Below are 25,212 nucleotides of genomic sequence, written 5' to 3' on the forward strand. Positions count from 1 at the left end.
GCGCCGATCTGTAATCGAAATGGAACTAAGGAAACCTCTATGACTATGCCCCTTCTTTACCAGCTGCAAAACGCGACTTTCGAAAGCCTTCAGGCTGGCGATTTTCGCGTTGCAGTGGTTGATCCTGATGATAGCGGAATGACAGCTGAAAATGTCGCAACGCTGCAGGATGATCAGGGAAAACTGATTTATGCCTATCGCAGCATCGGTGAGGCCGAAGACTATCGCGACTATTGGCAAGAGGGCGGGTGGAGCGATAACCCGCCTGATTTCCTGTTGAATGAAAACGAAGACTGGGAAGGCAACTTCCTTGTGAAATTCTGGGACCCCGAGTGGCAGCAGGTCGTGTTCGACATGATCGACGGTGTCGTGGCCGATGGCTATAACGGGGTCTATCTGGATATCGTCGACGGTTACGCTGTCGATCAGGTCAAAAATGCGTATCCCGGCACCGATGAAGAACTGCGCCAAGAGATGAGCGATTTCATCATTGCCATTTCCGAATACGCGAAAGAGCAGAACCCCGATTTTGCGATCATACCGCAAAACGCTGTTGGACTGCTGAGCAATGAAGAAGGAGAGGCCAGCACTGGCCCGAATTCCGCCTATATCGACGCGATTGATGGTCTGGGTGTTGAAGACCTTTGGTTTGATGATGATACTGTTGCCGACTGGACCCCATATGATCTGGAACTGATTGGCCTTGCCCAAGAGGCCGGCAAATTCGTTCTTGCGACCTCTTATCCGACTCAGGATGCTGACCAAGAAACCTTTATCCAAAATGCAATCGACGCCGGGCTGATCCCCTATCTGGGTGAGCGCGCGTTGGACAGCGGCAATGCGGATGCGATCAACAACACCATCGAAGCGCGGATGGAAGACGGCGATTTCAACGCGCCTTGGCTGGATGCGGATACCCCAACAGATCCCGAAACACCGACTGAACCTGAAACACCGACTGAACGTACCGATCTGGAGGTTTCTGAATTCGCGGTGCAATACAGCAACCTCAACGCAGACGAAATCGCAGGCTCTGCCTATGATCTGCTGATCGTTGAAGGCAAGCCGGGCGATGCTGCCACGGCTGAACTGACCGATGCCGAAGTGGCCGAACTCTCTGCTATGGGCAAGACGATGGTCGGCTATGTCTCGGTCGGTCAGACCGACGATGCTCGCTCCTATTGGGACAGCAGCTGGACCGATAACGGCACCGACACCGGCAACCCGACCGGCAACGCCCCGTCCTGGTTGGGTGATCAAGCCGAAAGCTGGCCTGCGACCCTTGTCGAATTCTGGGACCCTGAATGGCAGGAAATCGTCATTGATCAGGTCATCGACCTTGCCGCGCGCGGCTATGACGGCATCTTCCTCGACAACATGCTGTCCTATTACGAAGTCGCCGCCGTCAAAGAAGAGCTGGGCACCGCCCAATCGCAATTCTACGCGCAGGAGATGATGAAATTCGTCGAACTGATCGCGGATGTGGCGCGCGAGATCAATCCTGACTTCGTGGTCATCCCGAACGGCGCGCCCTTTATCGTGGGTGATGCGGGCTATGCGCTGGATAGTGCAGAGGCACAGGGTTATTTCGATGCCATCGACGCGGTCATGGCCGAAAGCTTCTTTGGTCTGCTGAACGGCAACTACGATGCGGGCACGCTGGACGTGTTCCAGCAGATCTTTGCCGCCAACGGAATCGATGTGCTGGCGCTGGAATATGCGACCGACCCGGAAGCCATTGCTGCATTCGCAGAAGAGGCAGCAGAGCGCGGGTTCGCTGTTTCGGTGTCGCCGGATCAAAATCTGGACGTGCTTCCGGTTCCTGTTTCAGAAACCCCGGAACCAGAGCCCGAGCCGGAGCCTGAAACACCAGCCGAGACAAACCTCATCGACGGCACAGACGGCGATGATGAGTTGTGGGGCGGTGAACAGAACGACATCATCAACGGCTATGATGGCGCTGATATCATGGCAGGTGATGTTGGTGATGATCAGCTTAACGGTGGCAATGGTGGCGACGAGCTGTTCGGCGAGGCCGGAGACGATATCCTCGACGGCGGACGCGGCCATGACTACATGGAAGGCGGCGACGGGGATGATATCCTGATCGGCGGACGTGGCCATGACGAGTCAGTTGGTGGTGCCGGCAACGATACCTTCGTCTTTGCTGCAAGCTCTGGCTATGATGTGATCGAAGACTTCAACGTCGCCGAGGACACGCTGAATTTCATCGGTAATAGTGACTACTATGCCTATGAAAGCGATGGCACATTGGTGATCGACTTTGGTCAGAATTCCGAAGTGGAGCTTTCCGGCTTGTCACTGGACGATCTGGCGAATGTGAACATCACCTTCGGTGATCTCGCTTAAATCGACATGATCCGCCGCGCCCTTGGTGGCGCGGCGGATCGCCTGACCTGCGGCGTCATGCAGGCCACATCCCCCCCCAAAAAATCACAGAAGAACTGGCGCGCGCGTTGGTCGAACCGACCAGTCCCATGCGTGGGCTTGTCTTGCCTTGGTCGTGCAACTTACGGACATATTGGGGCGGGCTTCGGCGTAAATCCGCTTGCCGCCGGCAAGTTCAGGCGAAACCCGGTGAAGTTAACGGACCACATCATTTTCGCGTAAGGTACGCCCCCTTATCACCTTAGGTAAGGCGCAGGTGGCTTGCGCTGGAAGACGGACCGATGTCGGGTGTGGCTAAAAGATCCCTCACTGCGCTCTGCATCGGTCCGAAACGAAGATAGTATATGAGGACCTAGTAATGACATTCCCATTTCTGTACCAACTGCAAAACGCCAGCTTCAACAGCCTGAAGGCCGGTGATTTCAAAGTTGCAGTCGTTGACCCTGACGACAGCGATATGTCCGCAAACGAAGTGAATACCCTGCAGGAAGATCAGGGGAAAATGCTTTATGCCTATCGTAGCATCGGCGAAGCCGAGGACTACCGTGATTATTGGAAAGAAGGTAATTGGAGTAAAAACGAACCCGATTTCCTGCTGGAGGAAAATCCCAAGTGGCCGGGCAATTACTTGGTGAAGTTCTGGGACGAAGACTGGCAAGACGTCGTGTTTGACATGATCGATGACGTCGTGGCCAAAGGTTATAACGGCGTCTATCTGGACATTGTTGATGGTTACAACGTCGCTCAGGTCAAAAATGCGTATCCCGGTTCGAACAAAGAGCTGCGTCAGGAAATGATCGATTTTGTCATAAAAATTTCCGAATACGCCAAAGCGCAGAACCCAGATTTTCAAATCATTCCGCAAAACGCTGTTGGTCTTTTGTCTAAGGTAGACGAGAATCCTGGCAGTGGTGCTAACAAGGCATATATTGATGCGATCGATGGCCTGGGGATCGAAGACCTGTGGTATGATGACAATAAAGTCGCAAGTTGGTCCGATGGCGATCTTAAGCTGATCAAGCTTGCTCAGGATGCCGGAAAATTCGTATTGGCCACATCGTACCCGACGCAAAACAGCAAAAAGGACACGTTCATCGATAACGCAATCGAGGAGGGTCTTATCCCCTACGTTGGTGATCGTGAACTGGATAGCGGTAATGGCGATCCGATCAACAATACGATCGAAGACCGCATGGAAGGCGTCGAATTTATCGCACCGTGGGATATACCCCCAATCAACGACCCGGACCCCATTGACCTTCCCGGCGAAACGAACACCATCACTGGCACGAATGGCAAGGATGAGCTTTGGGGCGGTGCCGGTGACGATGTCATGAACGGTAAAGGTAAAGCCGATGTCATGGCTGGCGGTAATGGTAACGATGAGATGTATGGCGGCAATGGTGCGGACGAGCTGTTTGGCAACGCTGGAGATGACACGCTGGACGGTGGCAGGGGCAACGACTACATGGAAGGCGGTTCCGGTGCGGACAACCTGCTCGGCGGACGTGGCCGCGATACGTTGCTCGGCGGGAACGGCGACGACTACCTTGAAGGCGGTTCAGGCCACGATATCCTGAGCGGCGGACGTGGCGACGACGAATTGTCGGGCGGTAAAGGAGACGACACCTTCGTCTTTGAAGCCAACTCCGGCTATGACGTGATCGAAGATTTCAATCTTGCAGATGACGTCCTGAACTTCACTGGCGGCAATAACTATGACGCCTATGAAGACAATGGCACCTTGGTGATTGATTTTGCCGGTGCCGGCGCAGTCGAACTGACCGGCCTGACGCTGGATGATCTTTCCAATGTGACGATCACATTCGACGACGTCCTTTAAACCCAAGCGATCTGCCGTGCCATTTGTTTGGCGCGGCAGATGGCCCTTAGGCGGGTGCAGCATGACACCACGCGCCAGTTTCCAAACCCTTTACAGACCAGTCCCCGATCTGCCAGCGGACCAGCCGCAGCGTAGGGAAGCCAATATGCGCTGTCATGCGCCGGACCTGCCGGTTGCGACCTTCGCGCAGTGTGATCTCTACCCAGCTGTCAGGCACGGATTTGCGGAACCGCACGGGTGGGTCCCGGTCCCAGAGCGTGGGCGGGTCAATCAACCGCACCTTTGCAGGCCGGGTCCGCCCGTCTTTGAGCATGACCCCGTCTCGCAGCGGTTGCAGATCACTTTCGGTCGGGGTGCCTTCGACCTGTACTAGATAGATTTTCGCCAACTTATGCTGAGGGTCCGCAATCCGCGCTTGTAGCTTGCCATCATCGGTCAGGACCAGAAGCCCCTCACTGTCCCGGTCCAACCGCCCGGCGGGGTAGACCCCGGGCACATCGATGTAGGCCGAAAGGGTCGGACGCGGCGACGGGCTGCGCGCATCGGTGAATTGCGACAAGACCCCAAAAGGTTTGTTGAAGAGAATGATATTTGCCATGTCAGCTATCCATATGCGATCAAAGCCCGTTTCCGATGGATTTCAGTGACAACCACCTTGTCGCGCTGCTGGAGCCGCACCCGCCGGTCAAGTCTGACGGATACGGTTCGCTGGACGACGTCAACGGTTTTAGTGACCGACCGTCCGACGCATTGGTTAAGCGGCGTTCCACGCGCGGTCGCCTTGCGCATCTTTCACGCGGGTAGGCAGCCCGATAGTGTCGAGCAGCGAGAATAGCGGCTTCGGGTCCAGCTCTTCTACATTCAGCATGACACCTTTGTCGTAGGTTCCATCGGCGATCAGCATGGCCATCGCAACTGGGGGAACACCTGCCGTGTATGAAATGCCCTGGCTGCCCACTTCGTTATAAGCATCTTTGTGGTCGGAGACATTATAGACGAAAACTTCGACCTCTTCGCCGTCTTTGATGCCCTTCACCAGATCGCCGATACAGGTTTTACCGGTGTAATCGGGTGCAAGCCCGGACGGATCGGGCAGGACTGCCTTAACGACTTTGAGCGGCACAACTTCGAGCCCCTCAGCCGTGGTCACAGGCTGTTCTGACAAGAGGCCGAGGTTCTGCAGAACAGTGAATACATTGATGTAGTGATCGCCAAACCCCATCCAGAACCGGATGTCGGCCTGTGGGTAGTTTGCTGCAAGCGAGTGCACCTCGTCATGGCCCGACATATAAGCCTTTTGCTTGCCCACAACGGGTAGATCCCATTCGTGGCCGACCTCGAACATCTTGTTTTGCTGCCATGCGCCCTGTTGCCAGCTATAGACCGTGCCTGTGAATTCACGGAAATTGATTTCCGGGTCGAAGTTCGTGGAAAAGTATTTGCCATGGTTTCCGGCATTGATGTCCACAATATCGATTGATTTGACCTCATCCATGTATGCGTCGATCGCAAAGCGCGCGAACGCGTTTACCATGCCGGGATCAAAGCCCGCGCCCAGGATCGCAGTGACACCAGCGGCCGCGCAGGCGCTTTTGCGTTTCCATTCGTAATTTCCATACCAGGGCGGTGTTTCGCAGATTTTGGTTGGATCCTCGTGGATGGCCGTGTCGATATAGGCCGCGCCCGTTTGTATGCAGGCCTCTAGGACTGTCATATTCACAAAAGGTGAACCGACGTTGATGACAATCTGCGTACCTGTGGCTTTGATCAAATCGGCGACCGCCGTCGTGTCCATCCCGTCGACAGTATGTGACTTGAAGGCGCCGTCCTGCTTCATCGCGCCTTTGTCATGCACGGTTTTGATGATTGCGTCGCATTTTGCGACCGTTCTGCTCGCTATATGTAAATCACCCAAAACATCATTATTTTGGGCGCACTTATGAGCGACGACCTGTGCAACGCCACCGGCGCCGATGATGAGAACATTGCGTTTCATATATCCAAAAGACCTGTCTTGATTGTCGTTTTATGATAATGCCGCAGCAAAATCGTGATAACCGAAATCACGCACCATATGCGTGCTTCCATCTAGTTCCCGAATTGCGATGCCCGGCATCTGCACCCCGTTGAACCAGTTCTTCTTTACCATTGTGTACCCTGCGGCATCCTGAAACGAAAGCCGATCCCCGGGCTTCAGCGGCGCGCCAAATTGGAATTCGCCAAAGATATCGCCAGCAAGGCAGGATTTGCCGCAGATCATCCACTCTTCGTCGCCGGCGTTTGGTAAGATTTTTGCGGGTTCTCGATAGATGAGAAGATCAAGCATATGCGCCTCGATCGAACTGTCGACGATGGCAAGGTTTTTCCCGTTGTACATCGTATCTAAAACAGTGACCTCTAACGTGGCGGCCCCTGTTATGGCGGCTTCTCCCGGTTCAAGGTAGACCTGAATGTTGAACTTTTCCGCAAAGGCTTTTAGCCGCGTGGCGAAGCGTTCAATGGGGTAGTCCGGTGCTGTAAAGGCGATGCCGCCCCCCAAGCTGACCCAGTCCATCTTGTGGATCACGGCGCCAAAACGATCTTCGATCAATGTCAGCATCTCATCAAAGCGTTCAAAGCTGTCGTTTTCGCAATTGTTGTGGAACATCAAGCCGCTGATCTGATCTGCAACCGCATCAATGGCGGCGGGGTCGTGCTCTCCCAATCGGCTAAACGGACGCGCAGGATCGGCAAGATCAAAATCCGATGTCGATACGCCCGGATTTACCCGCAGACCGCGTATGTGATCGCGCGACCGTTCGGAAAACATGTTTAGCTGGCCGATAGAGTTAAAGATAATCTTGTCAGAGCATGCTAAGACCTGATCAATCTCATGATCTGCGTAGGCCACAGAGTATGCATGGGTTTCGCCGGGAAACTTCTCATGGCCCAGCCGGACTTCGTATAATGATGAAGACGTCGACCCGTCCATGTAGTCAGCCATGAAGTCGAAGACTGACCAAGTGGCAAAGCACTTGAGCGCGAGCAAGGATTTTGCACCTGAGGCTGCACGCAGCCATGCAATCTTTTCCAAATTGGGCAGCAAGCGGGATTTGTCGATGAGGTAATAAGGTGTTTGCACAGCATTAGCTTTCCGTATGGGCGCACCATTGGTTCGGGCCATGAACCGGTGAGAGATGTCGCGCGATCATGAGACTTGATTTGTGCCTTTTGCCTTGCCTTCAAGTTTTCCGCTGGTCCCGTCGCATATTTTGCATCTTTCATGCAATCATAAACCTGTGACCAATGGTCGGCTATTCGGGGTGCGCACGACTATTATCGCCACAAGGGTGCAGCGCAGCCTTTTTTCGCGATAGGTGCGTGATGGTCCGATTGCTTATTTTGGGTCAGTTGATGACGTAAATTTCAAATCGGTGCATTTTACCTATTGCAACGAATCTTCGTTTATACCAAATGGCGATTTATAGACGCCAACGCACGCGCCTCTGGCCTGTGACAGTCAATGCACACGTGTTTACGTAGCGACGGTAACGTCTCTTTTGGAACTGAGCGGTCTGAGTCGGTGAAAAGCCGTCATGGCCGGGTCTACAGGAGATGACCCATGACTGTACACTTCGCGCCCGATGCGGCGTCTTTCGTTGTCGATTCCACATCCCATCTGGACGCCTATGTTGCTTCGCGCAGCTTTGACAAACCGACATTGGTGATGGATCTGGACCGTGTTGAGGCCCAGTATCACGCCCTGCGTGCCGGTCTGGGTCGCGCTGATATTCACTACGCGGTCAAAGCGAACCCGGCCCGTCAGGTGATTGCCCGTCTGGTCGATCTGGGATCGCATTTCGATGCGGCCTCGCGTGCGGAGATCGCGCTGTGCCTTGCTGAAGGTGCAGAGGCGTCCGAAATCTCTTATGGAAACACGATCAAACGCGCCAGCGACATTGCCTGGGCGTGGGAGCAGGGGATCACCCTTTTTGCTGCCGATGCCGAAGAAGAGCTGGAAAAGATCGCCACACACGCCCCCGGCGCATCGGTCTATATCCGTTTGGTTGTCGAAACATCGCCCGGTGATTGGCCGCTGTCGCGCAAGTTCGGCTGTGACCGGGATATGGCGCTGCAATTGCTCGATCTGGCGCAGTCGCTTGGTTTGAACGCTGTTGGTTTCTCGTTCCATGTCGGTTCGCAAACCCGTCAGGCGGCCATGTGGGCCCCAACGCTGGATGTGATGGCCGGGATCTGGCAAGCGGCGATTGATGCAGGTCATGAACTGACGCTGCTGAACATCGGCGGTGGCTTTCCCGCATTTTATGGCGAGGCAATCGATGCCCCCACCACCTATGCCGCCAAGGTGATCGAGATGATCGAGGCCCGCTTTCCAAACGTGTCCCGCATCATGGCAGAACCCGGTCGCGGGATGGTCGCAGAGGCGGGCGTTATCGTGGCAGAGGTCATGTTGGTCAGCCGTAAATCCGACCGTGATATGCATCGCTGGGTCTATCTGGATATCGGTCGTTTCTCGGGGCTTGCCGAAACCGAAGGGGAGGCGATCCGCTATCAGTTCGAAACGGCGCGTGACGCGGATACGATGGGTCCTTGCATTCTGGCGGGTCCAAGCTGTGACAGCGCCGATGTGCTTTATGAAAAGCGCCCGGTGCTGCTGCCCCAGTCATTGCGTGCCGGTGATCGGGTGTTGATCCGCAATACAGGCGCTTATACATCGACCTATTCTTCGGTGTGCTTCAACGGCTTCCCCCCGCTGGATGTGGTGGTGATCTGATCACAGGGCGGCGTATGGTATACGATCGTACGCCGCTAAGCATTTCTGCAGAAACAGGTTTTTGTTTACAGGGGCCGAAACGCGGCTAGGCTGATGTCAAAGTTATTTGACCATAGGCGTGTCCCATGCCCCCGATTTCTGATCATCCGTTGCGCTACGCCATGGCGAACGAGCTGCATGCGCGCCCGTTCCCATCCGTCGCTGCGCCAAGCCGCGCGGCCTATCTTGCGATCAAGCCTGCCAGCAATGCAGCCGGGCGCGATAGGGGCGCGGATCGCGCCCATCTGATTGATTTGCTTGACCGTTTTGGGGCGCAGCACCCGCAGCCAGATGCAACGCACTATTTCGGTACAATTGGCAAGCATGTGCTGAAATGGGAAAGCCACACGGAATTCGTGACCTACACGATCTTTGGCGAGGGCGTGGCGGATCGCCCCTTTGACGCGGCGACCTTTGCGGTGTTTCCGGTCGATTGGCTGGAGGCCGCCCCCGGAACGCGCGTCACCTCTGCCTTGATCTGGGTCGAGGTCGCGGATGGGGATGACGGGATCAACGAAAAGGTGCGCGATTGGTTTGTGCCCGAAAGTCTGGCAATCAGTCGCGTGTTGGCTGACGATCTTGTCGTCGCGGGGGATTTCCGGATCGATAGCACAGGTCACATGCGTTTTGCGGTCTTTGCCCGCCCACAGACCGGCAATCGCCGAATTGGTCGCGTCGTGCAGCGCCTGTGCGAGATTGAGACCTATAAGGCCATGTCGATGATTGGCCTGTCACGCGCCCGCGATCTTGGTCCACAGATGGCTGGGATCGACAAGACGCTGTCGCGTTTGCTGGGCGATATGTGCGGCCCGATTGCAGAGCCTGATGTGGTGCTGCAAGCGCTGCTGGAAGTCTCGGCTGAGCTTGAAAACGTGCTCGCCCAGACGTCATTTCGTTTCGGTGCGACAGGGGCTTATGAGACAATCGTGAACCAGCGTGTCGCGGTTCTGCGCGAAGAACGCTTTGCTGGTCGACAGATTTTCGGTGAATTCATGATGCGCCGGTTTGATCCTGCGATGCGCACAGTCAAATCGATGGAACGACGCCTGCAATCCATGTCAGACCGGGCCATGCGTGCGGGCAATCTGCTGCGAACTCGCGTTGATGTGGAACGCTCTGCCCAGAATCAAATGCTGCTGACCAGCATGGACCGGCGCGCTGACCTTCAGTTGCGTTTGCAGCGTACAGTGGAGGGGTTATCGGTTGTCGCGATCAGTTATTATGCGGTAAATCTGGTGCTCTATATGACCGGGCCACTAGAAAAGACGCTGGATATGTCCAAGACCGTGATGGCTGCTGTCGTCACGCCGGTTGTGCTGGTCTGTGTTTGGCTGATGGTGCAGCGCCTTCATAAAAAGATGCATTAACGCAGGGTCTTGTGCGGGGGGCTTCAACTGGTATCTCTGCCGGGGGAGGACGATCATTGAAGCAACTGATATTATGCGTGCCAGCGGCATTGCTGGCTGGTGCTGCCGTGGCGCAGGATTTACCGGCACCGCTGACTGATGACGATTTCGCCCCTGTTCGGGTGGAAGAGGCGCGGCTGGGGCAGCTTTTGTTTTATGATCCGGTCCTTTCGGGCAATCGCAATGTGGCCTGCGCCACCTGTCATCATCCGGCCTTTGGCACCAGTGATGGCTTGTCGCTTGGCATGGGTGACGGGGGCAGGGGTCTTGGCCCCGCGCGGGTGGCGGATGTGGACAACCTGCCCGAACAGCGCATTCCCCGCAACGCGCCCGCATTGTTCAACCTTGGTGCATATGAATTCACGGTGCTGTTCCATGATGGCCGGATTGAAGTCGATCCAGACCGCCCCGGCGGGCTGCGCACGCCGTTGGACGCGGATATGGTGGAAGGCTTTGCCTCGCTATTGTCGGCGCAGACTATGTTCCCGGTGTTGAGCGCCGATGAAATGGCCGGGCAATATAGTGAAAATGATGTGTCGCAGGCGGTGCGTCGGGGCATCATAACTGGTCCGGGCGGGGCGTGGGATATCATTGCCCGGAGGGTGGCGGATATTCCGGCCTATGCTGATGAATTTGTTACGGTCTATGATCATATCGATAGCCCCGGTGATATCGCCTTTACTGATATCTCTAATGCGGTGGCTACCTTTATGGCGTTTGAGTGGCGCTCCGACGGGGCGCCATTCGATGCGGTGCTGCGCGGTGACGCCACATTACCAGAGCCTGCTGCGACCGGGATGGCGCTGTTCTATGGCGAGGCCGGGTGTGCTGCATGTCATAGCGGCCCGTTCCTGACCGATCACGATTTCCACGCGATGGGTGCCCCGCAAATCGGGCCGGGCAAGGCAGCGCGTTTTGAAAACCATGTGCGGGACGAGGGGCGTTACCGGGTGACGGGCGATCTGGCGGACCTTTATGCCTTTCGCACGCCGTCACTGCGCAATGTTGCCCTGACAGCGCCCTACGGTCATGCTGGTGCGCAAAGCGATCTGCGCGATTTTCTGGTGGCGCATCTGGATCCGGTCGCGGCTTTGCAGCGCTATGATCTGGCGGCGGCGACGCTGCCTGCGCTTGATGTCGATGATGCCGGGGGGATGGGGGATGCGACGGCGATTGCGGCGGCGGTCAAGATTGCACCGGTGGCAATGTCAGATACACAGGTGACCGCATTGCTGGCGTTCCTTGACGCGCTGACAGACCCTGCCGCGCGTGCGGGCCGTCTGGGCGTGCCGGAAACCGTGCCAAGCGGTCTGCCGGTGGATCGTCCTGCTATTCTCGACTGAGGCTAAGCGCCGTGTTGGCGTCGCCTTTGAATGTTTGTTGTGTTCCGTCAGGCCATTCCACTGTGACGGTGATGTGATCCGCGTCACCAATGCCGAAATGCAGGGGCAGAGCCTTGCCCCCTGCATGCCCACCGCCGACGGTGATTTGCTGAAGCTGCGATCCGTTTGCTGTTTGCACTGTCACCTGTGCACCGACCGCAAATCTGTTGCCGCCCGGTTGCTGCAAACTGACTTTCACCCAATTGCCGGTATTGGGGCTGATGTTGCGGTAGAGTTCCAGCGGCGCGCGGCGGTTCACTACGATCAGATCAAGCCGCCCGTCAGCGTCGAAATCAGCAAAAGCCGCCCCGCGTGAACGATCAGTCGTGGCAATGCCTGCGGCGCTGGCCGTTTCGGTGAATGTGCCGTCTTCATTCTGCATTAGCAGGTTATTGGGGTCGCGTGTGGCCAGCCCCGGCATCTGGTCTACATTGCCTTTGGCGATGAACAGATCAGGGCGCCCGTCATTGTTTACATCGCCGAATTCCGCGTGCCAGCCTGTCGATGGCCGCCCGTCGTCGCCCGTATGTGGCCGCTGCGCGTATGTGCCGATCTCATAGGGGGCCGCGTCATAGGTGCCATCGGGGTTAGCGATTTGCATCAGTTGATCGCCCATAGAGGTCAGCATCACCTCGTCCCGTCCGTCGCCAGTCAGATCCCGGCTGGCGATGCCCATGCCCCAGAGCGACACATTCTGCCAGCCATCCTCTGGCCCCAGAAACCGACCTTCGCCGATGTCCCACATCTGCTCATACCCGCCACGCACGTAGTAGTGTCTATCGTTGGAGATGCGCAGCGTCGAACGGCCCCGCGCATCGCGGGCAGCTAGCATTGATAGCGGGCAGAAGGCAGGGGTGAGCGTGCTGCTTTCATAAGTGTCTGCGGCAGGCCGCAAGATTTGGTTACTATCGCAGGCTTCGAACGGGCCATCCGGGTTAGACCGGTCCACGTAGTTGCCTACGGCCATGACCGGCCGGCTGTCATCCTCCCACCATGCTGTGAAGGCGGTGGTCCACTGGTCATTTCCGGGGGGCAGCCAAGCCTCTGTTACATCGATGAACAGGCAGGCTCCGTTGCCGCGCAGCACCCGGTTTGCACCGACGCGCATGACAAAAAGATCAATCAACCCATCGGCGTTGATGTCTAGCGGGTAGGCTCCGGTCACACCCGCCATTTGCGGAATTGCCTGAGACGTGAATTTAAAACTACCGTCATTTCGAAACAGCGCGGCAGGGCTGTCGCCGCCCGCAGCAAAGATGTCCGGCAGTGCATCGCCATTGCAATCCAACACAGCCACGCCGCCACCGACAAAATGTTCCCACCCGCCGGTATATTCATGCGGGGGCAATGCGTCAGAGTGATTTTCAAAGATCGGTTGGGCGTTGGCGCTGCTGGCCAGCAGCATCGCGGACAGGGCGCGGATCATGCGCGTGCCTCACCCAATGCAGTTTCGGTCACGGCGGCAAGCGCAAGCGCCGTTGCACCCCGCGCCCAAACCAAATCCCCCCAAGCGTGGGTTTCGATCCGGCAGGGTGCCCGCCCGTCATTCAGGGTTAGCTTGTGCATTTCGGCCAGTACCTCGTCCGCGTAAAGGTAATCATACTGCATCCGTTCACCTGAAAGGATAATCAGTTCCGGATCGAAAAGCTGTATTACATTGGACAGGCCCAACGACAGGTAACGTCCGGCGCGTCGAAAGATCGTGCGCGCGGCGGCGTTGCCGGATTTGGCTTGGCTGAACAGCGCCTCGAGCATTGCGTTGGGACTTTGCAGGTTGCGCGGGTTGCGGTGCAGCGCGGTGGCGGCTTCGCGGGCGAGGGCGTAATCGGCAAGGTAAGCCTCTAGGCAGCCGCGCTGACCGCAGCGGCAGAGCGCGCCATCAAGCTGGACCTTAGTATGGCCCAATTCCAGCCCCATGCCGCGCGCCCCGCGAAATAGTCTGTTTTCAAGCACCAACCCCATGCCAACACCGTTTTCGATGGTGACCACCGCGAAATCTGACATCGCGCGACCTGCACCGAACCAAAGCTCGGCCAAGGTCAGCACATTAGCGTCATTGTCCACAAGAAGCGGCACGCCGAATCGGGCCTGAAAGGCTTGGGACAAATCAATATCGCGGCTGGTCATCAGAGGTGACCAAGGGACTGCGCCTGTCTGGTGATCGACGATGCCAGACAGGCCGACGCCCACGGCGTTAATCTCATCCAGCGATTTGCCTGCGGCCGCCAGCACCAATGCCATCAGTTCATCCATCTCGCCCAGTAGATCGTCAAGCGATTTGCGGGTTGGTGCGGTGGGCAGCGACGCATCAGCAAGCATATTGCCTGCAAAATCAGTCAGCACGGCGGAATGGGTATCGTCAGATAGTTTGATCCCAATGACATGGCGACCTTCGGGAACAACTTCCAGTGCGACTGGGGGGCGACCGCGCCCGGTCTCACGGGGTAGCCCCTCCACTTCGCGCAGGAGCCCGGCCGCGATCAGATCAGCGGTGAGCGTCGTGGCCGAACCTGCGCTGATTTCAAGTGCGCGGGTCAGGTCGGCGCGAGCCGTGCGCCCGGCAGCGCGGACATGTTCAAAGATTTGCTGGCGCAAGGGCTTGGCGTTATCGCCGGTGGCCGACAGAATCGGCCCACAGCCCTGCAGGGCATGTGATTCGATATCGGTGGATGCCTTCACGTCATACATAGTTCAGTGGTTGAATTATTAATATCATCTTCCCCCCGGTTTTCCGAAGGTCTGCGAACTCTGCCCAATAAACCGGCGTTCGCAAAGCGATATTTTCAAATTTCGGGCAAAAATTATTTTGACAACTGAATTAAATTGCGCATCCTATGTGATGCAGGGTCAAAAGACCCACGTCCCCGGGTGTCCGGGGGTGATCTTCTGGGAGGAATACATGCATAAATCAATAATTGCTGCCGCGATTGCTGTGGCTGGCTTCAATTCTGCCGCTCTGGCCGATTCGCATAGCGTCACCGTCGGTGTGAGCTGGTCGAACTTTCAGGAAGAGCGCTGGAAAACCGATGAGGCCGCGATCAAGGCTGCTCTGGAAGCTGCTGGCGCGACCTATGTTTCTGCCGACGCACAGTCATCTTCTGCCAAGCAACTGTCCGATGTGGAAAGCCTGATCGCGCAGGGTGCTGACGCTCTGATCATTCTGGCACAAGATGCTGCGGCCATCGGCCCGGCTGTCGAAGCTGCCGCGAATGAAGGTATTCCTGTCGTGGCCTATGACCGTCTGATCGAAGACAGCCGCGCGTTTTACCTGACATTCGACAACGTCGAAGTGGGCCGGATGCAAGCGCGCGCCGTTCTGGCTGAGCAGCCCAGCGGCAACTACGTCATGATCAAGGGCTCGCCCACCGATCCTAACGCGGATTTCCTGCGTGCGGGCCAGCAGGAAGTGCTGCAAGCCGCACTGGATAGCGGTGCGATCACGATCGTTGACGAAGCCTATACCGATGGTTGGCTGCCTGCGAACGCGCAGCGCAACATGGAGCAGATCCTGACGGCCAATGACAACAACGTTGATGCGGTTGTCGCATCCAACGACGGTACTGCCGGTGGTGTTGTGGCTGCGCTGACCGCACAGGGAATGGAAGGCATTCCTGTTTCTGGTCAGGATGGTGACCATGCTGCGCTGAACCGCGTCGCATTGGGTACGCAGACCGTGTCCGTCTGGAAAGACGCCCGCGAGCTGGGCAAATCAGCAGGCGAGATTGCCGTGGCACTGGCCGCAGATGAAAACGCCGAAGTTGAGGGTTCCATCGCATGGACCTCTGGCACGGGCACCGACATGACAGCGCTGTTCTTGCCTCCTGTGCCGGTCACTGCTGACAACCTGTCCGTCGTGACCGACGCTGGCTGGATCAGCGTCGAAGCTCTGTGCCAAGGTGTGACCAACGGTCCGGCACCTTGTAACTAAGACGATTGCGGCGGGGTTTCGGCCCCGCCCAACCGGGCCGCGCGCATGACAGCGGGGCCCGCAACCGTGAAATTTCTACATTTTCTATCCAAAGCGCGTGTCCTGACGGGACCGTGATGGAGCATCGCACCATGTCCGATCAAAACGTTTCCCCGGCGAAATCCCCACGCCGGTCGCTTCTGTCAATGCTTGAGGTCGATACACGGCTTCTGGGGATGATCGGGGCGTTCGTTCTGGTCTGTCTGGTCTTTAACGTCCTGACCGATGGCCGTTTCCTGACACCGCGCAATATCTTCAACCTGACGATCCAGACCGTTTCGGTCGCGATTATGGCGACTGGCATGGTCTTTGTGATTGTCACCCGCCATATTGATTTGTCTGTTGGGTCTTTGCTGGCCACCTGTTCCGCCGTGATGGCCATGCTGCAGACCAATTGGCTGATCTCAACCCTTGGGTTGGACCTTGGCCATCCGGCGCTGCCATGGCTGGCGATTGTCGGTGGCTTGGTTGTTGGCACGCTGATCGGGGCCTTTAATGGCTGGCTGATCGGATATCTGACCATTCCGGCCTTTATCGTCACTTTGGGTGGATTGCTGGTCTGGCGCAATGTGGGCTGGTATCTGACGGACGGTCAAACGATTGGTCCACTGAATGATACGTTTCAAATGTTTGGCGGAATTTCCGGCACGTTGGGCGAAACTTGGTCGTGGATCTTTGGTGCCATAGCTTCGGTGATCGCGGTTATTGGTCTTTATAATGCGCGTCGCACGAAGATCAGCCATGAATTCCCGGTCAAACCTGCTTGGGCCGAGGCTGCTGTCGCGGCGATTATCGTGGCCGGTATCATGGGCTTTATCTGGACGCTGAACAGCTATCAGATCCCCGATCGCGTGCTGGCCCGCCAATTCGCGGCAGAGGGGCTGGAGGTGCCGGAAGGTTACACCGCTGCCTACGGCCTGCCGATTTCGGTGCTGTTGCTGATCGCGGTCGCTGTGGCGATGACGATCATCGCCTCCAAAACTCGGTTCGGCCGCTATATCTTTGCGACTGGGGGCAACCCGGACGCAGCAGAGCTGTCCGGTATCAACACCCGTATGCTGACGGTGAAGATTTTTGCACTGATGGGCTTCTTATGTGCGTTGTCTGCTGTCGTCGCCTCGGCGCGTTTGTCATTCCACTCGAACGATATCGGTGTGCTGGATGAATTGCGGGTGATTGCCGCCGCCGTCATCGGTGGCACAGCCCTGTCGGGTGGCATCGGCACGATCTACGGCGCAATCTTGGGCGCGCTGATCATGCAGTCATTGCAATCGGGCATGGCAATGGTTGGCGTGGATGCCCCGTTTCAGAACATCGTTGTTGGCTGTGTTCTGGTCGTCGCCGTCCTGATCGACATCATCTACCGTAAAAAACTGGGAGCGCACTGATGACCACACCTCTTGTTGAATTGCGCGATATCTCGATTGCCTTTGGTGGCGTGAAGGCTGTCGATCATGTGAGTGTCGATCTGTATCCGGGTGAGGTTGTCGGCCTATTGGGGCACAACGGCGCCGGGAAATCCACCCTGATTAAATGCCTGTCAGGCGCGTATCGCAAAGACGCGGGCGAGGTTCTGATCAATGGTGAACATGCCGAGATCAACAACCCGCGCGACGCCCGCAGCTATAATATCGAAACGATCTATCAGACGCTGGCGCTGGCGGACAATCTGGATGCGTCGGCCAACCTGTTTCTGGGGCGTGAACTGACCACAGCCCTAGGCACCGTCAATGATGCCGCGATGGAGGCCGAGACCCGCAAGATTATGGGCCGTTTAAACCCGAATTTTCAGAAATTCCACGCGCCTGTGTCTGCGCTTTCCGGCGGTCAGCGCCAATCGGTCGCAATCGCACGTGCGGTCTATTTCAACGCGAAAATCCTGATCATGGATGAGCCAACTGCCGCCTTGGGTCCACAAGAAACCCAGATGGTGGCCGAGCTGATCCAGGAATTGAAGCGTTCGGGCCTGGGGATTTTCCTGATTGACCACGATGTGCATCAGGTCAAGGCGCTATGTGACCGCGCTGCTGTCATGAAAAACGGCAAGCTGGTCGGTGTTGTGAAGGTTGATGAGGTCTCCACAGATGATTTGCTGGCGATGATTATCGCGGGCAAGAAACCTGAACATCTGGCGGCCTGATATGTATATTGGGCTTGATCTGGGGACATCCGGTCTAAAAGCGGTATTGATTGATGCCGCGCAGACAATTCTGGCCGAGGCGACCGCCCCGTTAGAGGCGGTGCGCCCTGAACCGGGCTGGTCTGAACAGGCACCTGCCACATGGCTTGATGCGGCTGATGCCGCGATGCGCGGCCTGCGCGGGCAGGTGGCGTTGGACGGGGTGAAAGGTATTGGCCTGTCCGGTCAGATGCATGGCGCGACCCTGCTCGACAAGAATGACGAGGTGCTGCGCCCCTGTATTCTGTGGAATGACACGCGGTCTTCCACTGAGGCTGCCACACTTGACGCCGATCCGCAGTTTCGCGCACTCACCGGGAATATCGTTTTTCCGGGCTTCACTGCCCCCAAGCTCGTCTGGGTCGCCCGGCATGAGCCAGAGGTTTTCGCCAAGGTCGCCCATGTGCTGCTGCCCAAGGACTACCTGCGCCTGTGGCTGACGGGCGAACATGTGGCAGAGATGTCAGATGCCGCTGGGACAAGCTGGCTTGATGTGGCCAAGCGTGACTGGTCGGATGATCTGCTGGCCGCGACCGGTATGACCCGCGCGCAGATGCCCCGGCTTGTTGAAGGCTCCGAAGTTTCGGGGCAATTACGCGCTGAACTGGCCAGCCGCTGGGGGCTGCCCAAGGGGGTGGTCGTTGCAGGCGGCGGCGGTGACAATGCGGCCAGCGCCGCGGGTGTTGGTGTGGTCAAGGCGGGTGACGCTTTTGTTTCCCTTGGCACATCTGGCGTGCTTTTTGCTGCAAGCGATGCCTATCAGCCGGATGCGGCTACAGCGGTTCATACATTCTGCCACGCGCTGCCGGACACCTGGCATCAGATGGGCGTCATTTTGGCGGCTGCGGATGCGCTGAACTGGTTTGCGAAAACTGTTGGACAGCCAGCGGCGACACTGACCAAAGGTTTGGGCGCGGTGCAGGCACCGAGGCGGGCGTTGTTCTTGCCCTATCTGGGGGGTGAACGGACCCCGCATAATGATGCCAACATTCGCGGGGCGTTCCTGCATTTGGATCATGCTGCGGATCAGGCAGCAATGACGCGCGCTGTGTTAGAAGGGGTCACCCACGCCTTGCGCGATAACTATGACGCACTGACATCGACCGGAACGCAGATCAAACGCTTGATCGCCGTCGGCGGCGGGTCGAAATCTGATTATTGGGTACAAGCCATTGCCACCAGCCTTGGCATACCCGTTGAACTGCCTGTTGCAGGTGATTTTGGCGGCGCATTTGGCGCTGCCCGGCTGGGCCTGATGGCTGCAAGCGGTGCAGGGGTGGAAATCGCGACAGCCCCGGCCATTGAACGGGTGATTGAACCCGATGCCAGCTTGACTGCGGCATTTTCCGACGCTCACGCACGCTACCGCGCCAGCTATGGCGCATTGAAAGGACTGACATGACCGATTTCTTCAAAGGTATCCCCGCCATCACCTATGAAGGGCCGGACAGCGACAATGATTTTGCCTTTCGCCATTACAACCCCGAAGAGGTTGTAACGGGCAAGCCGATGAAGGATCATCTGCGCTTTGCGGCAGCCTATTGGCATTCCTTCGCATGGTCCGGTGGCGATCCTTTTGGCGGTCAGACCTTTGACCGGCCTTGGTTCAGCGAAACGATGGATGCGGCAAAGCTGAAGGCGGATGTGGCGTTTGAGATGTTCCAGATCCTTGGCGTGCCGTATTTCTGCTTTCACGACGCAGATGTCCGCCCTGAAGGTGCGACATTCGCTGAAAGCACCAAGAACCTTGAACAGATCGTTGATATCTTTGCTGAAAAGATTGACGCGACCGGGGTCAAACTGCTTTGGGGCACAGCGAACCTGTTTTCACACCGCCGCTTCATGTCGGGTGCTGCGACAAACCCTGATCCGGATGTGTTCGCCTATTCGGCAGCCACGATCAAAACCTGCATGGATGCGACGATCAAGCTGGGCGGCGAGAATTACGTCCTGTGGGGCGGCCGCGAAGGGTACGAAACCTTGCTGAATACCGACATGGGTCGTGAGCGTCAGCAGGCCGGCCGCATGTTGCAGATGGTTGTCGACTACAAGCACAAGACAGGTTTCAAAGGCGCGATCCTGATCGAACCGAAACCGCAGGAACCGACCAAACATCAGTATGATTACGATGTGGCAACGGTCTACGGCTTCCTGAAAGATTTCGGGCTGGAAGATGAAGTTCAGGTGAACATTGAACAAGGTCATGCGATCCTTGCCGGGCACACATTTGAACACGAACTGGCACTGGCGCGCGAACTGGGGATCTTTGGCTCTATCGACATGAACCGCAACGATTACCAGTCTGGCTGGGATACTGATCAGTTCCCCAACAATGTGCCCGAAATGACATTGGCCTATTACGAGGTACTGCGCGCTGGTGGCTTCACCACAGGCGGAACCAATTTTGACGCCAAACTGCGCCGCCAATCGCTGGATGCAGAGGATCTGATCCTTGCGCATGTGGGCGGGATGGATGCTTGTGCTGCTGGTCTGAAGGCGGCTGCCGCCATGCTGGAAGACGGTAAATTGGAAGCCGCCCGCGATGCCCGTTATGCAGGCTGGGATGCGGCACAAGGGCAGGATTTGCTGACAAAGGCGACCCTTGAAACATGCTTTGATAATGTCCTGCGCGACAATATCAGCCCCGAGCCATGCTCTGGCCGGCAGGAGCGGTTGGAAAACCTTGTGAACCGCTACCTCTAAGCCACAGGCATAGCTGACCTTGTACCTTCTTTGCAGGCTGCTAACGTAGCCTGCAAAGGGGTCGGTGTGACGTGATTACAGCAATTCTCAGGGCGCTTGCGCGCAGGTATATGGACGTGACCATTCGGTCAGGTGCTGATTATATCGTGCGCATCGTCGAGCGTCCGGGGATGTGGATGACCCAAGGTCAGCTTGTCGCGTTATCCACGGACCTGCGCAGCGTTGCCGCGCGGACGTTGAACAACGGCGATCTGTCCTATGGTATCTTTTCAGGTGACCCAGCCCGTATGGGCGCGGTGATCATCACGCTGGTCAGCCGCCCTGATGGGACGCCGATTGCGTTTAATGCGCTGGCCGTCATGACATTGGACACCGCACCGCATCCGACCGATGTGCTGCATCTGGGGCTGGTCATGGTTGACCCGGCAGAGCGACAGCGCAATCTGTCTTGGGTGCTTTACGGGCTGACCTGTTTCTTGATCTTTTTCCGCCGCCAGTTCCGCCCCGTCTGGATATCAAACGTCACGCAGGTGCCCGCCGTGGTGGGCATGGTGGCAGAGATGTTTTCATATGTCTGGCCGCGTCCGGGCAAGGGGCGGCGGACGTTGAACCATCTATTGCTCGCCCGACAGATATTGGCAAAGCATCGCAGTGTTTTTGGCGTCGGACCGGAAGCGGAATTCGATGAAGAGCGTTTCGTGATCACCAATGCCTATACCGGCGGATCGGATGATCTGAAAAAGAAATGGGAAGACGCGCCGAAACATCGAGATGAGCGCTACAACGATTTTTGCGCAGAGCAGCTGGATTATGAACGCGGGGATGATGTGATCCAGCTCGGTCAGATGGACCTATCCGCGATGCGCACCTACCTGTCTCGTGCTGTGCCGAAATCTGCCGTGCTTGGTTTGCTGGTTCTTGGGTCGCTTGTGGCCCTGCGCCGGGTTGTTCTGCCGATCATATACTGGTCGGACAGCCGGACGCATTTCGCCACCCTGCGCCCGTGGAAGGCCCCCACGAAATGATCACAGCTGCAACGGAGCTGACAGAGCTGTTTTTGTCATGTGGCGCGCTGCTGGGCCTGCTCACCTTACAAAATGTTCTGCTGCGGCGCGATGGCTGGGACCCGATCAATCGGCGATTTCTGTTTTGCATCCGGGTGATGATGCTTTTGTTCGCGGGCCGCGTCCTGACGATTGTACCGGGCTTGCCGATTTTCCGGGTTATGGTTCTTCTAGGGGCTGCTCTTCTTCCGCTGGCGGCGTTGCTTATGACCGAAGGGTTGTTGCGTCGTCACGCGCCGCCTTGGCTCAAGATATTTGTCGGGGCAGGGACAGTTATTTTTACGGTAAGCGCGTTCTGGTATTCCGACAGTATCGACCCGCTGCGCACCATGGCGCTTTTATGTTTTCAGATGGCAGGTTTTGTGCTGGCTGGCTGTCTGATCATCATGCGCGACCGCAAGTCCCTGTCCGTCAGTGAAAATGTCACGGTGACCCGTCTGGGGTGGTCATTGGCGCTGTTCATTCCCATGGCTTTTGGCGACTTCATGTTGATCTATATCGGTCTGCCGATCCAGTTTTCTGCGCTCAGCGTGCTGATCCTGTGCTGGTTGGCTATCGGGTTGGGGCGTACCCATCTTGGTCACCGGGCGACCCTGATGAACCTTTTCGTGATGGTCGCAGCCGCAACCGTGGTAGGAACGATGATCGGGTTTTTCGGCACGCTCGGCCGGGATGGAACCCTGCTGAGCATCGCATCAATCATGACCGTGATGTTTCTGGTGGCGATCTTCAACGACGCTCGCACCTTGCGACTGGAGGAGCAAAGCTGGGGGCTTTTGCGTCATATGGCGACAGCCCGCACCGATGATCCACTGATCTTCCTTCGCGGCTTACGGTCGCATCCGCTGGTCGAAGGTGCGGTGGTGGTTAGCGAAAAAAGCCTGCACGGATTGCAAACAGATGTGCTCCATCAGATCTTTGCTGCGAGCCCGGTCCTACGTAAATCCGAACCTCCCGCACTGGGTCCTGTGGCCGAAGATCATATCACCTATCTGTTTGAACGTTATAGTGCGACGCATATCATGCTCGCATCGGGGCAGCCGCTGGTGTTGATCGCGCTGTCGATGCCCTCGCTAAGCGCGTCACCCAATGCAGAGTTGGAATTGCAGGTGGTGCAAAGAATGGCAGGACTGATCGCGAGGCAGAGATGACGGATTTGGCGGATATGCGGGCAGAGGCGCTGCGAATTTTTCGCGCAGGCGTGGCGGCGGCGAACCCTAATGCCGCCGTGACCGGCGCGTTGGACAAGGTCGATGAAAGACCGGCCTTGATTATTGCGGTGGGCAAGGCTGCGCGAGGCATGGCGCAGGCCGCCATGCAGCGTTTTCCCGGCGCGAAAACGATTGTCGTCACAAATTACGAGAATGCAAAGCCGCTTGATGGGGCAGAGGTATTTGCCGCTGGGCACCCGGTCCCTGATGACAACGGCGCTGCGGCGGGGCGCGCTGTCATCGCGGCCTTGGGGGCGGTGGATGGTCCGGTGCTGGCGCTGATTTCGGGCGGCGGCTCTGCCTTGCTACCTGCGCCAGCGGGGGACCTGACCCTTGCCGATAAGGCGGCAGTCAATAGGATCCTGTTGGGCGCGGGGCTCGCCATTGGGCAGATGAACCTGATCCGACAACAGCTATCTGACATTAAGGGGGGCGGCTTTCTACGCCACGCGGCCCATTATCCGGTCACCGCGCTGCTGTTGTCGGATGTCATTGGCGACGACCTTGCGGCAATCGCCAGCGGCCCAACTGTCGCGCCGCTTGGAACCGCAGAGGACGCCGTGGCGCTGCTGCGCAGTGCCGGTATCTGGGATCAAATGCCCGATGCAGTGCGTTTGCATCTGAAGACCCCGCGCGCGCAGCCGGTGGTGCCGCAGGCGGTAAACATCCTCGTCGGGTCAAACGGCCAGAGCGTGAACGCAATGGCGGCTGCCGCACCGGGTGCGCATCTGCTTGCAGCGCCGGTCGAAGGTGACGTGGCCGACGCTGCACGGCTGATCTGCGATCAGGCCAGGCCGGGCGTAACACTTTGGGGGGGTGAGACGACTGTGCAATTGCGAGGGGCTGGCAGGGGTGGACGCAATCAGGAACTCGCCTTGCGGATCGCGATGGAGGCCTCTACCCGTGGCTGGCCTGACTGGGTCTGCCTTCAAGGTGGCAGCGACGGGCGGGACGGTCCCACGGATGCAGCGGGTGGATTGGTGGATGCGGAAACGCTGCATAAGATCAATGCGAAAGGCGGCGATCTTCAGGCGCTTCTTACCGAGAATGACAGCTACGCTGCGCTGACGCTCGCGGGTGATTTGCTGATGACGGGGGCGACGGGAACGAATGTGGCGGATCTTGGGATCATGATCCGAAAGGGTTGAGGGCAGATAACCTGTTTGCTGCAAGTTCGCCACAAGTAAGTCTAAGCTGGCTGAGCCGCAAAGCCCTGTGCTAAGCCGTTCTTAGGGAATGTTATCTGGTCGGGCATGGTATTCATATGAAACGGAGCAAATGGCGATCTGTCTTGCGTCTATCGCTTGGGGTGCTGGGTGTGTTGACGCTGGCAGCCTGTGTGCAGCTGATCCGCAATTCCGGCGATGAACCGGTGCCTGCTCGGTCGCCTGATACGCTGCGTTTGGCGACCTATAATGTCCACTACATCATTTTGAGCAAAGCAACCGGTCCTTGGTCCCTTGGTGATTGGGAACGCCGCAAGGCGCCGCTGGATCTTGCGTTTAAAGCGCTGGATGCAGATGTTGTTGGCTTTCAAGAGATGGAAAGCTTTCAGCGGGGCAGCGACGGGTCTGCAAATCTCACGCTGGACTGGCTTTTGGCGCAGAACCCCGGCTATGCGGCGGCGGCTGTTGGTGACTGGCGGGAATTTCCATCGACCCAGCCAATCCTCTATCAAACAGAAGGGCTGACACTGCGTGATCAGGGCTGGTTCTTCTTTTCAGAGACGCCTGACGTGATTTATTCGCGGACTTTCAACGGGTCCTATCCTGCCTTTGCCTCTTGGGCATCGTTCATCCGTAGCGATGGCAGCGATTTTCGCGTGGTCAATGTGCATTTCGAATATTCCAGCGGGTCAAATCGGCGGCTATCGGCAGAGCTTGTGGTCGAACGCATAGCGCCTTGGATCGCGGCGGGAGAGACCGTGTTCCTGATCGGTGACTTGAACGCAAGGCTAGGGTCGCGCACCCACCGGATATTGGAAGCGGCAGGGCTGCGTTTTTCCCCCGTTGACGGCGCGACCTACCACCTGAACCGTGGGTTGAACCTGTTCGGGGCCATTGACCATATCGGGGCGACAGGCGGCGCAACAGGCGTTGGCGCGCCGGTGGTGATCCGTGACCGGTTTGCGGGTGAATGGCCGACGGACCATTATCCAGTTCTAGCCGATTTCAAGTTGCCCTAACGTTACGGGGCTTGCCGTCGGGCGGTCCGGGGTCCATGTCTTGAGACGTG

19 protein-coding genes are annotated in these 25,212 nt (G+C 57.3%); 14 read left to right on the top strand and 5 right to left on the bottom strand.

Translation table 11 applies throughout. The annotated features are described in order from the left end of the window. Window positions 1-39: 39 nt before the first annotated feature. Entirely contained in the window at window positions 40-2,370 is a 2,331-nt protein-coding gene (locus ACJ5NV_RS04900) for an MJ1477/TM1410 family putative glycoside hydrolase (RefSeq protein WP_411642501.1), read from the top strand. Between the two features lie 376 nt (window positions 2,371-2,746). Continuing rightward, window positions 2,747-4,252: an MJ1477/TM1410 family putative glycoside hydrolase gene (locus ACJ5NV_RS04905; protein ID WP_411642571.1), complete on the top strand. Its 1,506-nt coding sequence runs from the start codon at window positions 2,747-2,749 to the stop codon at window positions 4,250-4,252. A gap of 46 nt (window positions 4,253-4,298) precedes the next feature. Here the strand turns inward: ACJ5NV_RS04905 and ACJ5NV_RS04910 are convergent, their stop codons facing one another. The 3 genes from ACJ5NV_RS04910 to ACJ5NV_RS04920 form a co-directional block, all read right to left on the bottom strand. Next, entirely contained in the window at window positions 4,299-4,850 is a 552-nt protein-coding gene (locus ACJ5NV_RS04910; RefSeq protein WP_411642502.1) for a pseudouridine synthase, read from the bottom strand. Between the two features lie 156 nt (window positions 4,851-5,006). After that, a complete protein-coding gene (locus ACJ5NV_RS04915) occupies window positions 5,007-6,248 on the bottom strand; it encodes a saccharopine dehydrogenase NADP-binding domain-containing protein (protein WP_411642503.1) in 1,242 nt (413 codons plus the stop codon). A gap of 30 nt (window positions 6,249-6,278) precedes the next feature. Continuing rightward, window positions 6,279-7,373: a carboxynorspermidine decarboxylase gene (locus tag ACJ5NV_RS04920; protein WP_411642504.1), complete on the bottom strand. Its 1,095-nt coding sequence runs from the start codon at window positions 7,371-7,373 to the stop codon at window positions 6,279-6,281. 480 nt (window positions 7,374-7,853) lie between these two features. Between ACJ5NV_RS04920 and ACJ5NV_RS04925 the strand changes: the two genes are divergently transcribed. From ACJ5NV_RS04925 to ACJ5NV_RS04935, 3 genes are all read left to right on the top strand, one after another. Beyond that, the gene (locus ACJ5NV_RS04925; RefSeq protein WP_411642505.1) at window positions 7,854-9,026 is read left to right on the top strand and encodes a type III PLP-dependent enzyme; all 1,173 of its coding nucleotides are present in this window, start codon (window positions 7,854-7,856) and stop codon (window positions 9,024-9,026) included. A 125-nt stretch (window positions 9,027-9,151) separates the two neighbouring features. Further along, on the top strand, window positions 9,152-10,432 hold the full coding sequence (locus ACJ5NV_RS04930; RefSeq protein WP_411642506.1) for a DUF3422 family protein: 1,281 nt from the start codon (window positions 9,152-9,154) through the stop codon (window positions 10,430-10,432). A 56-nt stretch (window positions 10,433-10,488) separates the two neighbouring features. Next, a complete protein-coding gene (locus ACJ5NV_RS04935) occupies window positions 10,489-11,814 on the top strand; it encodes a cytochrome-c peroxidase (protein ID WP_411642507.1) in 1,326 nt (441 codons plus the stop codon). On the opposite strand, the gene ACJ5NV_RS04940 is transcribed toward ACJ5NV_RS04935, so the two are convergent. After that, window positions 11,801-13,279 (bottom strand): CRTAC1 family protein, encoded by a 1,479-nt coding sequence (locus tag ACJ5NV_RS04940; protein WP_411642508.1) that lies wholly within the window; start codon window positions 13,277-13,279, stop codon window positions 11,801-11,803. The genes ACJ5NV_RS04935 and ACJ5NV_RS04940 overlap by 14 nt on opposite strands. After that, window positions 13,276-14,541, bottom strand: a complete 1,266-nt coding sequence (locus ACJ5NV_RS04945; RefSeq protein ID WP_411642509.1) for an ROK family protein — start codon at window positions 14,539-14,541, stop codon at window positions 13,276-13,278. Before ACJ5NV_RS04945 ends, ACJ5NV_RS04940 begins: the two co-directional genes overlap by 4 nt. 211 nt (window positions 14,542-14,752) lie before the next feature. Between ACJ5NV_RS04945 and xylF the strand changes: the two genes are divergently transcribed. The 9 genes from xylF to ACJ5NV_RS04990 all read left to right on the top strand — a co-directional run bounded on the left by xylF (window position 14,753) and on the right by ACJ5NV_RS04990 (window position 25,162). Beyond that, window positions 14,753-15,781 carry a D-xylose ABC transporter substrate-binding protein gene (gene xylF, locus ACJ5NV_RS04950; protein WP_411642510.1) on the top strand — a complete coding sequence of 343 codons (1,029 nt, stop codon included), beginning with the start codon at window positions 14,753-14,755 and terminating at the stop codon, window positions 15,779-15,781. 131 nt (window positions 15,782-15,912) lie between these two features. Continuing rightward, window positions 15,913-17,208 carry a sugar ABC transporter permease gene (locus tag ACJ5NV_RS04955; RefSeq protein ID WP_411642511.1) on the top strand — a complete coding sequence of 432 codons (1,296 nt, stop codon included), beginning with the start codon at window positions 15,913-15,915 and terminating at the stop codon, window positions 17,206-17,208. Beyond that, on the top strand, window positions 17,208-17,960 hold the full coding sequence (locus tag ACJ5NV_RS04960; RefSeq protein WP_411642512.1) for an ATP-binding cassette domain-containing protein: 753 nt from the start codon (window positions 17,208-17,210) through the stop codon (window positions 17,958-17,960). The genes ACJ5NV_RS04955 and ACJ5NV_RS04960 overlap by 1 nt, the downstream gene beginning before the upstream one ends. Before the next feature lies 1 nt (window position 17,961). Continuing rightward, window positions 17,962-19,401 (top strand): xylulokinase, encoded by a 1,440-nt coding sequence (xylB, locus tag ACJ5NV_RS04965; RefSeq protein ID WP_411642513.1) that lies wholly within the window; start codon window positions 17,962-17,964, stop codon window positions 19,399-19,401. Continuing rightward, window positions 19,398-20,702 (top strand): xylose isomerase, encoded by a 1,305-nt coding sequence (xylA, locus tag ACJ5NV_RS04970; protein ID WP_411642514.1) that lies wholly within the window; start codon window positions 19,398-19,400, stop codon window positions 20,700-20,702. The genes xylB and xylA overlap by 4 nt, the downstream gene beginning before the upstream one ends. 110 nt (window positions 20,703-20,812) lie before the next feature. Further along, window positions 20,813-21,727 carry a hypothetical protein gene (locus ACJ5NV_RS04975; RefSeq protein WP_411642572.1) on the top strand — a complete coding sequence of 305 codons (915 nt, stop codon included), beginning with the start codon at window positions 20,813-20,815 and terminating at the stop codon, window positions 21,725-21,727. After that, a complete protein-coding gene (locus ACJ5NV_RS04980; RefSeq protein WP_411642515.1) occupies window positions 21,724-22,917 on the top strand; it encodes a hypothetical protein in 1,194 nt (397 codons plus the stop codon). The genes ACJ5NV_RS04975 and ACJ5NV_RS04980 overlap by 4 nt, the downstream gene beginning before the upstream one ends. Continuing rightward, a complete protein-coding gene (locus tag ACJ5NV_RS04985; RefSeq protein WP_411642516.1) occupies window positions 22,914-24,125 on the top strand; it encodes a glycerate kinase type-2 family protein in 1,212 nt (403 codons plus the stop codon). The genes ACJ5NV_RS04980 and ACJ5NV_RS04985 overlap by 4 nt, the downstream gene beginning before the upstream one ends. 116 nt (window positions 24,126-24,241) lie before the next feature. After that, window positions 24,242-25,162 carry an endonuclease/exonuclease/phosphatase family protein gene (locus tag ACJ5NV_RS04990; protein ID WP_411642517.1) on the top strand — a complete coding sequence of 307 codons (921 nt, stop codon included), beginning with the start codon at window positions 24,242-24,244 and terminating at the stop codon, window positions 25,160-25,162. Window positions 25,163-25,212: the final 50 nt, after the last annotated feature.

This window comes from Loktanella agnita, assembly GCF_046640325.1.
GTDB classification, from domain to species: domain Bacteria; phylum Pseudomonadota; class Alphaproteobacteria; order Rhodobacterales; family Rhodobacteraceae; genus Yoonia; species Yoonia agnita.